13 protein-coding genes are annotated in these 15,267 nt (G+C 71.7%); 4 read left to right on the top strand and 9 right to left on the bottom strand.

The genetic code is table 11. The annotated features are described in order from the left end of the window. Positions 1-198: 198 nt before the first annotated feature. Positions 199-591 (top strand): SCO5389 family protein, encoded by a 393-nt coding sequence (locus tag ABZ354_RS18925; RefSeq protein ID WP_358658086.1) that lies wholly within the window; start codon positions 199-201, stop codon positions 589-591. Between the two features lie 70 nt (positions 592-661). On the opposite strand, the gene ABZ354_RS18920 is transcribed toward ABZ354_RS18925, so the two are convergent. Further along, positions 662-1,690 (bottom strand): LLM class flavin-dependent oxidoreductase, encoded by a 1,029-nt coding sequence (locus ABZ354_RS18920; RefSeq protein WP_358658085.1) that lies wholly within the window; start codon positions 1,688-1,690, stop codon positions 662-664. A gap of 267 nt (positions 1,691-1,957) precedes the next feature. On the opposite strand from ABZ354_RS18920, the gene ABZ354_RS18915 reads away from it, so the two are divergent. Beyond that, positions 1,958-2,296, top strand: coding sequence for an ATP/GTP-binding protein (locus tag ABZ354_RS18915; protein ID WP_358658083.1), 339 nt, complete (start codon positions 1,958-1,960; stop codon positions 2,294-2,296). A gap of 19 nt (positions 2,297-2,315) precedes the next feature. Here the strand turns inward: ABZ354_RS18915 and ABZ354_RS18910 are convergent, their stop codons facing one another. The 7 genes from ABZ354_RS18910 to mce all read right to left on the bottom strand — a co-directional run bounded on the left by ABZ354_RS18910 (position 2,316) and on the right by mce (position 12,035). Continuing rightward, a complete protein-coding gene (locus ABZ354_RS18910) occupies positions 2,316-3,185 on the bottom strand; it encodes an ABC transporter permease (RefSeq protein WP_358658081.1) in 870 nt (289 codons plus the stop codon). Further along, positions 3,182-4,441 carry an ABC transporter ATP-binding protein gene (locus tag ABZ354_RS18905; RefSeq protein WP_358658080.1) on the bottom strand — a complete coding sequence of 420 codons (1,260 nt, stop codon included), beginning with the start codon at positions 4,439-4,441 and terminating at the stop codon, positions 3,182-3,184. The genes ABZ354_RS18910 and ABZ354_RS18905 overlap by 4 nt, the downstream gene beginning before the upstream one ends. Before the next feature lie 131 nt (positions 4,442-4,572). Then, positions 4,573-5,343 carry an ABC transporter permease gene (locus tag ABZ354_RS18900; protein WP_358658079.1) on the bottom strand — a complete coding sequence of 257 codons (771 nt, stop codon included), beginning with the start codon at positions 5,341-5,343 and terminating at the stop codon, positions 4,573-4,575. 1 nt (position 5,344) lies between these two features. Continuing rightward, complete coding sequence (locus tag ABZ354_RS18895; protein WP_358658077.1) at positions 5,345-6,307, bottom strand: ATP-binding cassette domain-containing protein; 963 nt, start codon at positions 6,305-6,307, stop codon at positions 5,345-5,347. Positions 6,308-6,394: 87 nt separating this feature from the next. Continuing rightward, positions 6,395-7,330 carry a cellulose-binding protein gene (locus ABZ354_RS18890; RefSeq protein ID WP_358658075.1) on the bottom strand — a complete coding sequence of 312 codons (936 nt, stop codon included), beginning with the start codon at positions 7,328-7,330 and terminating at the stop codon, positions 6,395-6,397. 182 nt (positions 7,331-7,512) lie between these two features. Further along, positions 7,513-11,361, bottom strand: a complete 3,849-nt coding sequence (gene scy / locus ABZ354_RS18885) for a polarized growth protein Scy (protein WP_358658073.1) — start codon at positions 11,359-11,361, stop codon at positions 7,513-7,515. A 233-nt stretch (positions 11,362-11,594) separates the two neighbouring features. Continuing rightward, positions 11,595-12,035 (bottom strand): methylmalonyl-CoA epimerase, encoded by a 441-nt coding sequence (gene mce, locus ABZ354_RS18880; RefSeq protein WP_358658071.1) that lies wholly within the window; start codon positions 12,033-12,035, stop codon positions 11,595-11,597. A 148-nt stretch (positions 12,036-12,183) separates the two neighbouring features. On the opposite strand from mce, the gene ABZ354_RS18875 reads away from it, so the two are divergent. Beyond that, a complete protein-coding gene (locus ABZ354_RS18875) occupies positions 12,184-13,392 on the top strand; it encodes an acetyl-CoA C-acetyltransferase (protein ID WP_358658069.1) in 1,209 nt (402 codons plus the stop codon). Between the two features lie 131 nt (positions 13,393-13,523). Further along, the gene (meaB, locus tag ABZ354_RS18870; RefSeq protein WP_358658208.1) at positions 13,524-14,480 is read left to right on the top strand and encodes a methylmalonyl Co-A mutase-associated GTPase MeaB; all 957 of its coding nucleotides are present in this window, start codon (positions 13,524-13,526) and stop codon (positions 14,478-14,480) included. Positions 14,481-14,633: 153 nt separating this feature from the next. Here meaB and ABZ354_RS18865 read toward each other — a convergent pair whose 3' ends face one another. Further along, positions 14,634-15,254, bottom strand: a complete 621-nt coding sequence (locus ABZ354_RS18865; protein ID WP_358658067.1) for a PepSY domain-containing protein — start codon at positions 15,252-15,254, stop codon at positions 14,634-14,636. Between the last annotated feature and the right edge of the window lie 13 nt (positions 15,255-15,267).

The raw sequence follows: 15,267 nt of genomic DNA, 5'->3' as shown, positions 1-15,267 counted from the left end.
GGTACCCACCTGTTCGTTTGTGGCCGATTGTGTGTGCAAGGGGACGTCTCCATCTGCCTGTTCGCCTGGTGCCGCCACCATCGGGTGCTTACCGTAGTGAACGGGAGGTCGTGACGTGTGTACGCAGCGTGTTCGGCATCGCGCACTCCCTTTACTGTCCGGCAACCCCTGTTCTACGGGGGTGCGAGAGGAGAACCCATGTCGCTCGACGTCTCACCGGCCCTACTCGAGAAGGCCGAGCGAGGCGAGGTCGACGAAGCTGAATTCGTCGACTGCGTCCGGACCTCCCTGCCCTATGCGTGGGAGATGATCAGCTCCCTGGTGGCTCAGCTGAAGGTCGACGGCGGAGACTTCGCCGACAACCAGACGCCCCCGCCGGACGAGCAGGCGCGCGGTCAGCTGCTGCGCGCGCTCGCCAGCGACGCGATACGCGGCGCCCTGCAGCGGCACTTCGGTGTGCGACTGGCCTTCCAGAACTGCCACCGGGTGGCGGTGTTCCCGCTCGAAGCCACGGTCGACGAGAAGCTCGCCCGCTTCACCTCGGTCCGCAGCCAGCTGCTCAACCAGTCGCCGGAGTTCCGGGACTGCTGACGCGGGAGAGCGAGCTTGCCGCTCCAACGCGGGAGGTGCGGTGGTACCGGAGCGGCAAGCTCTTCACCCGTCAGTGCAGTTGGGGGAGTACGTCCGTGCCCAGTCGGCGGATGTTCTCCTCCGTGGCCGCCAGGTCCCCGGATCCCTCCACGAGGAGGGCGAAGCGGGAGATGCCGGTCCGCTCGCTCGTCGCCGCCAGCCGGTCGGCGCACAACCGGGGCGTGCCCACCGGGTGCAGTCCGCAGAGCAGCTCGGTGTAGGCCAGCGGGTCGCGCTGCTGACGGATCCTTCCGTCGACGGTGACATGGGCGTCCAGTCCTTGTTTCAGCCAGCCCGGCATGGTTTTGAGCAGCGTCTCCGCCGCGTCCGTGCGCCGGTCGGCGATCTGGCAGACGCCCGCCGAGACATGCGCCGCGCGCCGGATGTCGTCCTCGCCGTGGCCCGCCGCGCGCGAGTGCCGCTCCCACAGGGTGACCATCTCGGCCTTCTCCTCGTCCCCGACGTGCATGCCCAGCAGCATCGCCAGGCCGCGCTCGGCCGCCAGCCGCACGCTCGCCGGCGAGGTGCAGGCGACCACGACCTCCGGCCCTGCGGTGTCCGACAGGGACTCCGACGGCCTCGGTACGACGGCGACCTCGCGGAACCTGTACCGCTCGCCGTCGGCGCCCACCCGCGGTTCGCGCAGCCACCGCAGCAGCAGATCCAGCGACTCCGGGAAGCCGCTCTCGTACGCCGCGAGGCCCGCGCCGAACACCTCCAGGTCGACCCACGGGCCGCCGCGGCCGAGGCCCAGGGAGAACCGGCCGCCGCTCGTCATGTGCAGCAACGCGGCCTGTTCGCCGAGCGTCACCGGGTGGGCGGTGGGCAGCACGCTGACCGCCGTGCCGACCCGGATGCGGTGGGTGCGGCCCAGTAGTAACGCCGCGAGGGTGACCGCCGACGGGCAGGTGCCGTACGGCACGAAGTGGTGCTCGGCCAGCCAGACGGCGTCGAGCCCGGCCTCCTCGGCGACCTCGGCCGCTCGGACCGCGCGGTGCAGTGCCTCTCCCTGGCCCTGGCCCGGGAACTGGGCTGCCAAAACGAAACTTCCAACGCGCATGCTTTTCCTGCCTCCTGGCTCCGACGCGGAGCTCCCCCGCAGGGCATAACCGCCTGACACGTGCCGAGGACACGGCCGGACGGGGTAATTTGCCGATTGTCTGCAGAATTTGACCCAGACGTGTACGAAGTGCGATGTTCCTGCGGAGGGTGCCCCCGCCCGGCGCCGACAGGGGACTTGTGACGGATTGGTTCTCTTCGAATACCCCCGGTGGGGACACGTAGGCTGGACACCGGCCCATTCCTGTATAGCCCCGAGAGGTGTGCTGTGTCCCCGCGTCGCAACCGGCCCAAAGGGGCCCAAGGTGCTGTGTCGGGCCGGAGCGCGGAGGACGACCGCCCCGTCCGCTACGGCGGCTGGCAGTCCACGGAGGACTGGCAGGGCGAGGAATGGAACGTGCGGCAGGTGGCCGGTGCGAGCGCCCAGGGCAAGTCGTACCGCTGCCCGGGCTGCGACCAGTTGATCCCGGACGGGGTGCCGCACGTCGTGGCCTGGCCCGCGCATTCGGGCGTCGACGAGCGGCGGCACTGGCACAAGTCCTGCTGGAACGCCAAGGACCGCCGCACCACGCGGGTGCAGCGGTCCCGTAACGCGCCGCGCTTCTGAGCACTCCGGCCCGGGCGGGTCAGACGTCCCGCTTCTCCAGCAGCGCGTACGCGCCGGCGAACACCGCGGCCGTCACCGCCAGGATGACCCACAGCGGGTCCCAGCCCGACAGGCCCGATTCGCTGAGGGAATTGGCGTAGAACACGCTGAGCTGGTTCGGGATGGAGTACTCGAACAGCGCCTCGCGCACGTCCTCCAGGGACGACGAGAACATGAACAGCGCGATTACCAGCGGTGCGAGGACCGCGCCGATCATGAGAGTGATGGCACCCGCCGAGTGCCGGATGACCGAGCCGACGACGAGCGACAGCAGGCCGAGCAGCGCCAGGTAGAGCGAGACGCCGACCGTGCCCTTCAGCCATTCTCCGCCGGACGGCTCGCGGGCCCCCGTCAGCATCGCCACCTGCGCGACGGCGACCAGCGCCGTGGACACCAGCGACACGACGAACGCGACGGCGAAGAACACCAGCGCCTTCGCCGTCAGGACCCGCCCGCGCGACGGGCAGGCGACCGTCGTCGTACGGATCATGCCGGTGCCGTACTCCGAGGCCGTGGTCAGCACGCCGAGCGTGATCACGCACATGCTGCCCAGCAGCAGGCCGAAGAAGCCCAGCGACAGCGGGTTCTCCCCCGACAGGTCGCCCTCGGAGGACGAACTCGCGACGACCGCGCCGGCCAGCAGGCCGACGCCCACCACGAGCAGCACGAACACGCCGAGCGTCCACATCGTCGAGCGCACCGACCGGATCTTCGTCCATTCGGAGGCGATCGCGTGCCCGAGGTGTGTGCGCACGACCGGGATCGGCGAGGTGTAGGTCGGGTACGCGGAGCCGGACGACGCCGGCCAGTGCGGCGCGGCCTGCGGCATCGGGTGCTGGGGCGTGCTCATCGTGCGTCCTCGGGCTTGGTCAGGTCGGCGGTGGCCGCGGAGGCGGCGGGTGCGGCAGGGGGCTGGGCGGGCGCCGGCGGAGCCTGAGGTGCCTGGAGCGCCGGTGCCTGAGGTGCCTGGGGTGCGCCCTGCGCGTACGGGTTCGGGCCCGCCGCTCCCGGCGCCGCGGCGGGCTGCCCGCCGTACGGGCCCGGCGCCCGGCCCTGGTCCGGGTGCCGGCCCGGGTTCTGGAACTGCGGGGGCGCAGGCGCGTACCAGTTCGGCTGGCCCTGGCCCGGCACCGGCATCGGCGGCTGCATGTCCGGCGGCAGCGCCTGCTGGAGGCCCGCCCTCTGGTCGATGGTGGAGCGGTAGTCCACCGCGCCCTGCGTCATCCGCATGTACGCCTCCTCCAGCGAGGCCTGGTGCGGCGACAGCTCCCACAGCCGTACGTCCGACTCGTGCGCGACGTCGCTGATGCGGGACAGCGGCAGTCCCGTCACGCGCAGCGCGCCGTCCGGCTCGGGCAGGACACCCCCCCCGGCCTCGGTCAGTGCCGACGCCAGCTTCTCCCGCAGCTGCGGCTCCGCCTCCGGGGTGCGCACGCGCGCGAAGTCGGCCGAGTTCGCGGAGATGAACTGCGACACGCTCATGTCGGCGAGCAGCTGACCGCGCCCGATGACGATGAGGTGGTCGGCGGTCAGCGCCATCTCGCTCATCAGGTGGGAGGAGACGAAGACCGTACGGCCCTCGGCGGCCAGCGCCTTCATCAGGTTGCGCACCCAGAGGATGCCCTCGGGGTCGAGGCCGTTGACCGGCTCGTCGAACAGCAGCACCTGCGGGTCGCCGAGCAGCGCGGCGGCGATGCCGAGCCGCTGCCCCATGCCCAGCGAGAAACCCTTGGAGCGCTTCCTCGCGACCTCCTGCAGGCCGACCACGCCGAGCACCTCGTCCACGCGGCGGGCCGGGATGCCCGAGAGCTGCGCCAGGCAGAGCAGGTGATGGCGGGCGGACCGGCCGCCGTGCACGGCCTTGGCGTCGAGCAGCGCGCCGACCTGACGGGGCGCGTTCGGCAGCTTGCGGTACGGAAAGCCGCCGATCGTCACGTGTCCCGCGGTCGGGTTGTCCAGGCCGAGGATCATGCGCATCGTCGTCGACTTGCCCGAGCCGTTCGGCCCGAGGAAGCCGGTGACGGCGCCGGGCCGCACCTGGAAGGACAGGTTGTACACAGCGGTCTTGTCGCCGTAGCGCTTGGTCAGGCCGACTGCTTCGATCATGCTCCGCACCCATCGAAAGGTTCGGGGACAGCAGGCACACGCCCCCGTAAGGCTTAGGAGGATATCCGGGCGCCGGCGGTTCCCTTCAAGAGCGGGTATGACTGTTCCGGACCGGATCGGTGCCTTCGTGACTACGCGTCGCGCTGCTTGATCACGAGGTACCCGCCGACGACCGCCGCCAGCACCCACAGCGCCATGATCCCGAACCCGCCCCACGGGCCGTACGGGGTGTCGTCGTCCACCGGCGGCACCACCCGCAAGATCCTGCTGCCGGCCTGGTCGGGCAGGAAGCGGCCGACCTTCTTCGTCGCGGAGACGTTGCCGAGGACGGCGGAGATCAGGAAGAAGAACGGCATCAGGATGCCCAGCGACAGCATCGGCGAGCGCAGCATCGCGGCCACCCCCATGGAGAACAGCGCGATCAGCGTCATGTAGAGGCCTCCGCCGATCACCGCGCGCAGCACACCGTCGTCCCCGATCGAGGCCCGGTGCTCGCCCAGCATCGCCTGTCCCAGGAAGAACGCCACGAAGCTGGTGACGAGGCCGACGACGAGCGCCAGGGCCGTCGCCACGGCGAGCTTGCCGAACAGGAACGTGCCGCGCTGCGGTACGGCCGCCAGCGAGGTGCGGATCATGCCGCTGCTGTACTCGTTCGACACCACGAGCACCCCGAACACGATCATCGCGAGCTGCCCGAGGCTCATCCCGGCGAAGCTGATGAACGTCGGGTCGAAGGACAGCCGGTCCCGCGCGTTCAAGCTGTCGAACTCGCTCCTAGACAGGGCCGCGATCAGCATGCCGAGGGCGATCGTGACGACCACGGCGATCGACAGCGTCCACACCGTCGACGACACCGACCGGATCTTCGTCCATTCGGAGCGCAGGACCTGGGCAGCCGCCATGTCAGCCCCTCCTCCAACCGTCGCCCCACCCCGCCGGCGGAGCCGGTGAGGTCGGCGCGCCGGTGTGTGCGTGGTACTCCACCGACTCCGCCGTCAGCCGCATGAAGGCCTCCTCCAGCGACGCCTGCTGCGGGCTCAGCTCGTGGAGCACGACCTGATGCCGCGACGCCAGCTCCCCGATCTGTTCGGCCCCCGCCCCGTCCACCTCCAGCGCCCCGCCGCCCGACTCCACGGCCGTGACACCCGCGTCGTGCAGCACGTCCCGCAGCCGCTCACGCTGCGGCGTGCGAATCCTGACGTACGAGCGCGAGTTCCGCGCGATGAAGTCCGCCATGGAGGTGTCCGCGAGCAGCCTGCCCTGGCCGATCACCACCAGATGGTCCGCCGTCAGCGCCATCTCGCTCATCAGGTGGGAGGAGACGAACACCGTACGGCCCTCCGCGGCCAGCGACTTCATCAGCGTCCGGATCCAGTGGATGCCCTCCGGGTCGAGCCCGTTCACCGGCTCGTCGAACATCAGGATCCGGGGATCGCCCAGCAGCGCGGCGGCGATCCCGAGACGCTGACTCATGCCCAGCGAGAACCCTTTGGCCTTCTTCCGCGCCACCGCCGACAGGCCCACCGCCTCCAGCACCTCGCCCACCCGCCGGGAGGGGATGCCGTTGCTCTGCGCCATCCACAGCAGGTGGTGGTAGGCGCTGCGCCCGCCGTGCATGCCCTTGGCCTCCAGCAGCGCGCCGATGCTCGTCAGCGGGTCCCTCAGCCGGTCGTAGTGCCTGCCGTCGATACGGACGTCGCCCGCGGTCGGCCGGTCCAGGCCCAGCAGCAGGCGCATCGTGGTCGACTTGCCCGCGCCGTTCGGCCCGAGGAACCCCGTGACGACACCCGGCCGCACGGCGAAGGTGAGGTTGTTGACCGCCACCTTCTCGCCGTACCGCTTCGTCAGCCCCTCCAGCTCGATCATGGTGGCCACGCTAAAACGGGACGAGGCCCTCTGCCACCGCAGTGGCAGAGGGCCTCGCTACGTACTCAGACGTCGCGCGTCCGGACGTTACCGGGACTGCTGCGCCGGAACCCCGCGGGAGACCGACTCGTCCTCGCTCGGCGAGCTCGCCGCCGCGACCGCCGCACCGGTGAGCGTGGCGAGCATCTCGCGCACGTTCGTCAGCTGGGCGTTGATGGAGTCGCGACGGTTCGTCAGCGCCGCCAGCTCGCGCTCGGATTCCGAACGGATCCGGTCGGCCTTGGCGTTCGCGTCCGCCACGATGTCCTCGGCCTGTCGCTGCGCCGTCTCCACGGTCTGGCGGGCGCGGCGCTCGGCGTCGGTGCGCAGCTTCTCCGCCTCCAGGCGCAGCTGCTCCGCCCGGTGCTCGATCTCCGCGAGGCGCTTCTCGGCCTTGGCCTGACGCGACGCCAGGTCGCGCTCGGACTGCTCGCGGCGCTTGGCGAGGTTCGTCTCGAAGTCCGCGGCGGCCTGGGCGGCCTTCGCGCGGGTCTCCTCGAAGAGGGCGTCCGCCTCCTCGCGCTTGGACTGCGCGTCCTTCTGCGCGTCCGAACGCATCTGGGCGGCCTCGCCCTGGGCCTTCTCGACGATACGGACGCCTTCGTCCTCCGCCTTCGACTTGCGCTCGGAAGCGTAGGCCTCGGCGTCGTTGCGCACCTGCTGGGCCGCCGACTCGGCGAGCTCACGGTGCTGCTCGGCCGCGCGCCGGGCCTCCTCGCGGAGGTCCTTCGCCTCTTCCTCGGCGAGGCGGAGGATCTTCTCGACACGCGCACCGAGACCGGCGTACGACGGCTCGCCGTCGTTGACCAGGGCCTGGGCGTTCTGCGTCTCGAGGTGGAGCTCCTCGATGCGCTTTTCCAGAGCGGTGATGCGGGCGAGAGCGCTGTCACGGTCGGAGACGAGCTTGGAGATACGTTCGTCCACCTGAGCGCGGTCGTACCCACGCCGCACAAGCTCGAAGCCGTAGGGGGAAGTGTCGCTCATGGGGTTCCTGTCGAATGAGACCGGTGAGGTGATAGGGGAATCCTAGGGGTCCGAACGGCGTGTCATCGAGCAGAAGCCCGATTGGTCGGGAGAATGACACCTCTTTTGGGTGGCTGATCGCCGCACGGCTTGCCAAAGAGTTGGTCAAAGGCTTCAGCAGACAGCACAGACTGCTTCCTCCGCTAGCTTTCCGACGACTTGCCACCCGAACGTGTCGCGCCCGCCGCCGCGCCCGCCTTCACCCCGGTGTCCTTGCCCCCGCCCGGCGCCTCGAAGGACTCCAGGGCCTCCAGGACGTCCTGGACGCGGGAGATCTCGGCGTTGATGTCCTCGCGACGCCGCACCAGGGTCTCCAGCTCGCGCTTGCCCTCGTCCACTGTACGACGCGCCTCGCGGATCGCCTCGGCCTTGAGCTCCTCGGCCTCCCGGACCAGGGTGGCCTTCTTCTGCTCGGCCTCCTTGAGCAGTCCCTCGGCCTTCTTCACCGCGGCGATACGGACCTTGCCCGCCTCCGAATTGGCCTCCGAGACGAGCTCCTTGGCCTTCGCCTGCGCCTTCGCCAGCTGCTCCTCGGCGGCCTTGATGAGCGCGTCACAGCGGTCGCCCGCCGACTTCATCGTCTCCGAGGCCTCGCGACGGGCCCGCTCGTGCAGCTCCTCGATCTCCGAGGTGATCCGGTCGCGCAGCTCCTCTGCCCGCCGCCGGATCTGCGTCGCGTCCTGACGGGCACCCACCAGCAACTCGTCCGCGTCCGTACGGGCCTTCTCCACACGGGAATTGCCCTCGACGGTCGCCTCCGAGACCAGCCGCTCGGCCTCCTTGCGGGCCGCGCCCACCATCGTGTCGGCCTGCGCCTCCGCGTCCGCGGTCGTCTTCAGTGCCTGCTGCTGAGCCTCGCTCAGCAGCTTGTCGGCCTCCGCCGTGGTCTCCGTGATCAGCTTGTCGACCTGCTCGGCCGCTTCCGAGCGCCGCTTGTTGGAGTCCCGGCGCGCCTCGTCCAGCGTCCGCTCGGCCTCCTGCCGCGCCGACGACACCAGCCGCTCCGCCTCCGCGTCCGCGTCGGACTTGACGCGCTCGGCCTCACCGCGCAGCCGCTCGGCGTGCTGCTGGGCCGCACCGACCGTCTCCGCGGCCTCCGCCCGCAGCCGCTCCGCGTCCTCGGAGGCGTCCGCGAGGAGCTTCTCGGCCTTCGCGACCGACTCGGCCCGGACCCGCTCCGCCTCGGCGGCCGTCTCCGTCGTGAGCCGCTCGGCCTCGCTGGTGGCCTCCGTGATGAGCGTGTCCACCTGCGTCGCCGCGTCCGACCGGATGCGGTTGGCGTCCTCCCGGGCGTCCGCCCGGGTGCGCGACGCGTCCTGGTCGGCCTGAGCGATCGTCTCCGAGGCCTGCGTGCGCGCCCGCTGGGCGTGCTCGGACGCTTCCGTACGCAGCCGCTCGGCCTCCGCGATGGCCTCCGACACGGTGCGCTCGGCCAGCGCCTTGGCGGCCTCCGTCTCGTCCTGAGCCTCGCGCCGGAGCCGATGGGCGTCCTCGCCGGCCCGCTCCCGCTCCGCGTAGGCGTCGGCCCGGACCCGGTCCGCCTCTTCCCCGGCCTCCCGCCGGGTGCGCTCCGCGGCGTGCTCGGCGGCGCTGCGCAGACCGGCGATCTCCTCCTGCGCCTGCTCGTGCAGCCCGGACACGGAGTCCCGTACCTGCTGGGCGTGCTGCTCGGCCGCCGCCACCATCTCGGTGGCGCGCCGGTCGGCCTCCTCGACCAGGCGCACGGCCTCGGTCTGCGCCTCCTCCACGCGAGTGCGCGCGGACGCCAGCAGCTCCTCGCTCTGCTCCCGGGCCCGCAGCCGCTCCTGGTCCGCCTCGTCCCGGGCGGATCCGAGGAGTTCCTCGGCCTCGCGGCGGCGCCGGGCCGCCTCCTCCTGCGCCGCGGCCAGCGTCTCGGACGCCTCCGCGCCCAGCCGCTCGGCGGCGGCCTGCGCCTCGGCCCGCATCCGGTCCGCGCTGTCCTGGGCCTCCGACTTCAGCCGCTCGGCCTCCGCCGAGGCCTCCGACCTCAGACGTACGGCGACGGCCTCGCCCTCGGCACGTGACGCGGACGCGTCGGCGGCGGCCTCGTCGCGCAGCCGCTCCGCCTCCGCCTCGGCCTGCTGCTGCAGCGTACGGATGCGCTCGGCGGCCTCGGCGCGCAGCCGCTCGGTCTCCTCGGACGCCTCCCGGCGCATCCGGGCGGCCTCCTCGCGGGCCTCGCTCAGCGCCTGCTCGGCAGCCGCGAGCCGCTCCTCGGCCTCCATGCGGAGCCGCGTCAGCTCCTCGGCGGCCTCCGCCTTGCGGGCCGCCATGCCCCGCTCGGTCTCCTCGCGCAGCTCCCGCGCGTCCCGCTCGGCGTCGGCCCGCAGCGCCTCGGCCTGCTCGACGACCTCCTCGCGGTGCTGCTCGGCCTCCTGGCGCGTGCGCTGCAGCGTCTCCTCGGCCTGCCGGCGCAGCGTCGTGGCGCGCTCGATGGCCTCGGTGCGGACCTTCTCGCTGTCCGTCTGCGCCGTCGTGCGCAGTTCGTCCGCGTCGGCCTTGGCCTTGGCCAGCAGCTCCTCGGCGGACTTCGCGGCCTCCTCGATCTGCGCCACGGCCTCCTTGCGGGCCCCGGCGCGGATCTTCTCGCCCTCTTCGACGGCGTCGGCGCGCAGTTGCTCGGCCTCGCCGCGCAGCCGGCGGGCCTCCTCCTGCAACTCGACCGTCTTGGCGCGGTACTCCTTGGTGTCGTCCTTCGCCGCGCCCTTGAGCTCCTCGGCGATGTCGTGCGCCTCGGCGCGCAGCCGGTCCGCCTCGGCCTCGGCCTCCGAACGGATCCGCTCGGCCTCCTCGGCGGCGGCCTTCGTGGTCTTCTTGGCGTCCTCCGACGCCTTGTTGAGGACGTCCTCGGCGGTCTTCGCGGCCTTGGACAGCTGCGACGCCGTCTCCTCGGCGGTGATCGTGCGGGCCTTCTCGGCGGCCTCGGCGACGATCTTCTCGGCCTCCGCGCGGGCGTCCGCGACGACCTGCTCGGCGTCCGCCCTGGTGGACTCGGCCTCCTTGGTGGCCTCGCTGACCAGCCGGGCGACCTGCTCCTTGGCGGTGCGCGTACGCGTCTCGTTCGCCGACTCGGCGCTCGCGAGGGCCTTGGAGGCGGCCTCCTTGGCCTCGGCGACCAGCTTCTCCGCCTCGGCACGCGCCTCGCGCAGTGCCGTGTCGGCCTCCGCCATGCGCTGCTCGGCGGTCCGGCTCAGCTCCTGGGAGCGGCGGCGCGCGGTCTCCGACTCCGAGGCCGTCGACGTACGCAACTGTTCGGCGTGGTCGGTGGCCTCCTGGGCCTGCGTCGACGCAGCGTTCAGCAGTCGCTCGGCGTCCGTGCGGGCCCGGCGCAGCAGATGCTCGGCCTCCGCGCGGGCGGACTCGGCCTCGCTCTGCAGCCGCTGACGTGCCTCCGCGGTCAGCCGCTCGGCCTCCGCGCGGGCGGCTGCCATCGCCTGCTCGGCCTCGGCGCGGGACTCCTCCAGCAGCCGGCGTGCCTGCTGCTCGGTGCGCGCACGCAGTTGCTCCGCCCACGCCACGTTCTCGTTGACGTGCGACTCGACGGTCTGGCGGCGCTCGGCGAGCTCCTGGTCGAGCTGCTGGCGGCGGGTGACCGCCTCCTGGTGCAGCTCCGCCTGGAGACGGGCCGCCTGCTCGGCGTGCTCCTGCAGGATGCGCTGGGTCTGCGCCCGCGCCTGGCTCAGCTCGCGCTCGGCGTCGGCGCGGATCTGGTCGGCCTGCACCTGCGCGTTGCGCAGCAACTGCTCGGCCTGGTACCCGATGTCGGCGCTGTCGTAGGCCGGCCGGGACATGATGGTGCGCCGTGCCTCGTGCAGCTTGGCCCGCAGCACCTCGACCTGGTAGCCGAGGTCCTCGGCGTGCTGGATCGCCTTTTCCCGCTCGGTCTTCAGCCGCTTCATCTCGGCTTCGAACCGAGTGAGGTGGTCGACGTCAGCCGCCGGCTCCCGCTCCTGGCTCTCGTAGCCCCGCACTGCGCGGTCCCATCCGTCCCCTGGTCGCAAGTCTTTCCGAACGAGCTCCGTCCGTCCGCGAACGGGGCCCCCGGGGAATGGTGTCAGATCAGCGGCGGCGCATGGGCTGCTGCCTCGACGCTCGTCCCCCGAAACCCGGACCCCGGACAGGTTCCGTCGCCGAGGCGGCGGAACGTGGTCGCCCCGGTTGGGCGGCGACCACACCCAACCCTACCGGCCCTTATGTACGGCGGTCAGTGCTCAGGCGACTCAACAGGCGCGGAAGTGACCAGTTCTGTCAGAACACCGTGGCAATCCTTGGGGTGCAGAAAGGTGATCCGTGACCCCATGGAACCGCGCCGGGGCTCGTCGTACAGCACGCGTACGCCCTTGTCCTTGACGTCGGCGGCCTCCGCGTCGACGTCCGGCGTGCCGAAAGCGATGTGGTGGACTCCCTCGCCGTTCTTCGCCAGCCATTTGGCGACCGTGGAGTCCTCGCGGGTGGGTTCCAGAAGTTGCAGATAAGAAGCCCCGCCGTCGGACGTCCCGTTGATCTTCAGCATGGCCTCGCGCACGCCCTGCTCCTCGTTGACCTCGGAGTGGAACACCTCGAAGCCGTACGTGGCACGGTAGAACTCGACAGTGCGGTCCAGGTCGAAACAGGCGATTCCGATGTGGTCGATTCGCGTCAGCATGGATTCAGTGCACCGCTCCGGTGGTGGTTACGCAACGTGCGCGCGATCACACCGAAAGCCCGATGACGGGCGGGATACTGCTCAGTACATTCAAGTAAACCCTCGTTCACTCCTCGGCTGTGCAGGCCGGTAAGGGGATCGCAAGCTCATGTCATCAGGAACTTCCGGTACGACCGGTTCGGTGATCGTCGCGGGCGCGCGTACGCCCATGGGACGGTTGCTGGGCTCGCTGAAGTCCTTCTCCGGAGCCGACCTCGGCGGCTTCGCGATCAAGGCCGCCCTCGACCGTGCGGGGATCGGCGGCGACCAGGTCCAGTACGTGATCATGGGGCAGGTGCTCCAGGCCGGGGCGGGGCAGATCCCCGCACGTCAGGCCGCCGTCAAGGCGGGCATCCCGATGAACGTCCCGGCGCTCACCATCAACAAGGTGTGCCTCTCCGGTCTCGACGCCGTCGCGCTGGCCGACCAGCTGATCCGCGCCGGCGAGTTCGACATCGTCGTCGCCGGCGGCCAGGAGTCCATGACCAACGCCCCGCACCTGCTGCCGAAGTCCCGCGAGGGCTTCAAGTACGGCGCGGTCGAGATGCTCGACGCCATGGCGCACGACGGCCTGACCGACCCGTGGGAGAGCATCCCGATGGGCCAGTCCACCGAGAAGCACAACACCCGTCTGGGCATCGGCCGCGAGGCGCAGGACGAGATCGCCGCGCTGTCCCACCAGCGCGCCGCCGCCGCGCAGAAGAACGGCATCTTCGAGGCCGAGATCACCCCGGTGGAGATCCCGCAGCGCAAGGGCGACCCGGTGCTGTTCAGCAAGGACGAGGGCATCCGCGCCGACACCACCACCGAGGCCCTCGGCAAGCTCCGCCCGGCCTTCGACAAGGGCGGCACCATCACCGCCGGTTCCTCCTCGCAGATCTCGGACGGTGCGGCGGCCGTGGTCGTGATGAGCAGGGCGAAGGCCGAGGAACTGGGCCTGGAGTGGATCGCCGAGATCGGCGCCCACGGCAACGTGGCCGGGCCGGACAACTCGCTGCAGTCCCAGCCGTCCAACGCGATCGCGCAGGCCCTGAAGAAGGAGGGCCTGGGCGTCGCCGACCTCGACCTCATCGAGATCAACGAGGCCTTCGCCGCCGTCGCGGTGCAGTCAATGAAGGACCTCGGAGTGTCAGCGGAAAAGGTGAACGTCAACGGGGGCGCCATCGCCCTCGGCCACCCCATCGGCATGTCCGGCGCGCGCCTGGTGCTGCACCTGGCGCTGGAGCTGAAGCGGCGCGGCGGCGGGATCGGCGCGGCGGCGCTGTGCGGCGGCGGCGGTCAGGGCGACGCCCTCATCGTGCGGGTACCGAAGGCCTGAGACCGAGGTCCGCCGTACCGGCTCGGGGCCCGGGCCCGGCACCCAGGGGTTCCGGGCCCGGGTCCCGACCCGGTCGACAGGGCCGAAGCCGGCCGAATCTCTCTCGTGAACCGATCATGAACGGAGCTGTGATGCAGGACGTCTCCACGCTGGTGGCCCAGGCCAGGGACGGCAGGCCGCGTGCCGTGGCCAGGCTGATCTCCCTGGTGGAGGGCGCGTCCCCGCAGCTGCGTGAGGTGATGGAGGCCCTGGCCCCGCTCACGGGCAACGCGTACGTCGTCGGGCTCACGGGCTCGCCGGGTGTCGGGAAATCGACGTCCACCTCGGCGCTCGTGACGGCGTACCGCAAGCAGGGCAAGCGGGTCGGTGTCCTGGCCGTCGACCCGTCGTCGCCGTTCTCCGGGGGCGCCCTGCTCGGTGACCGCGTCCGCATGTCGGAGCACGCGTCCGACCCTGGTGTCTACATCCGCTCCATGGCCACCCGCGGCCACCTCGGCGGCCTGGCCTGGGCCGCCCCGCAGGCCATCCGCGTCCTGGACGCCGCGGGCTGCGACGTGATCCTGGTGGAGACCGTCGGCGTCGGCCAGTCGGAGGTGGAGATCGCCTCCCAGGCCGACACGTCCGTGGTGCTGCTCGCCCCCGGCATGGGCGACGGCATCCAGGCGGCCAAGGCGGGCATCCTGGAGATCGGCGACGTCTACGTCGTCAACAAGGCCGACCGGGACGGCGCCGACGCCACGGCCCGCGAGCTGAACCACATGCTCGGCCTCGGCGAGTCCCGGGGCCCCGGCGACTGGCGCCCCCCGATCGTCAAGACGGTCGCCGCGCGCTCCGAGGGCGTCGACGAGGTCGTGGAGGCCCTGGAGAAGCACCGCGCCTGGATGGAGGAGCGGGGCGTCCTGGCCGAACGCCGGCTGGCCCGCGCGTCCCGCGAGGTCGAGACGATCGCGGTGACCGCCCTGCGGGAACGCATCGGCGACCTGCACGGCGACCGCCGCCTCAGCGCCCTGGCGGAACGCATCGTGTCGGGCGACCTGGACCCGTACCGGGCGGCGGACGAGCTGGTGGCGGGCATTACGGAGGGCTGAGCCCGGACGTCTCCCGGGGGCCGCGTGCGTGTGGGCGCGGCGGGCAGTACGGAGGGCTGAGTCCGGACGTCCCCGGGGGCCGCGGTGCCCGCGGGCGGCACGGGCCGCGGGCCCGCACGACGTCGTGGCGCGGTGACGCGAGGCAGGTGTGCGTCACTCGTCGTCGGAGCGGTCGGCCGTGACCCTGCCACTGTGCGGGTCCACCCGCCAGCCGGAGCCGTCCCGGGTCTCGACCTCCCAGGCCGCGTCCCGGTCGTCGTCGAGATCGACGGACGTCACCGTGCCCCTGCCGCCCACGGCCCTCGCGGCCTCCTCGGCGGTCACGCCCGTACCCTTCAACGCGGCGCGCACCTCGGCCGCGTCGTCCTCGTCCTCCGCCCGGTCCCCCGTCACCCTGCCGGTGCCGGGGTCGACCCGCACGCTGCGCCAGGCGCCGTTCCCCGACAGCACGTCGACCTCCCAGACGGCCCTGCCGCCGCGGTCGTCGCCGTGGTCGAGATCGGCTGAGACGGCGGTGCCCGGTGTGTGCCGCAGCGCTGCGGCGACGGCGTCGGCGGCACCCACTCCGGCGGACTTCACCGCCCGGGCGTCGTCACCGTCCCGCCGGTCGTCGGAGTCGTCCCGGGCATCGCCCCGCGTGTCGTCGTCCCGCCGGTCGTCCGCGGACACCCTGCCGCCCCGGTCGTCGTCCCCCGACACCGCCAGGGCCGTGAGGGTGCCGCCGCCGGCCAGCGCGGCTGCCGCGACGAGGGCGATCACGATGGTGCGCTTCATAGCTGGTTCCTCC

The organism is Streptomyces sp. NPDC005925 (genome assembly GCF_040638805.1).
GTDB lineage: Bacteria > Actinomycetota > Actinomycetes > Streptomycetales > Streptomycetaceae > Streptomyces.
This window is presented reverse-complemented; position numbering and strand designations above follow the sequence as displayed.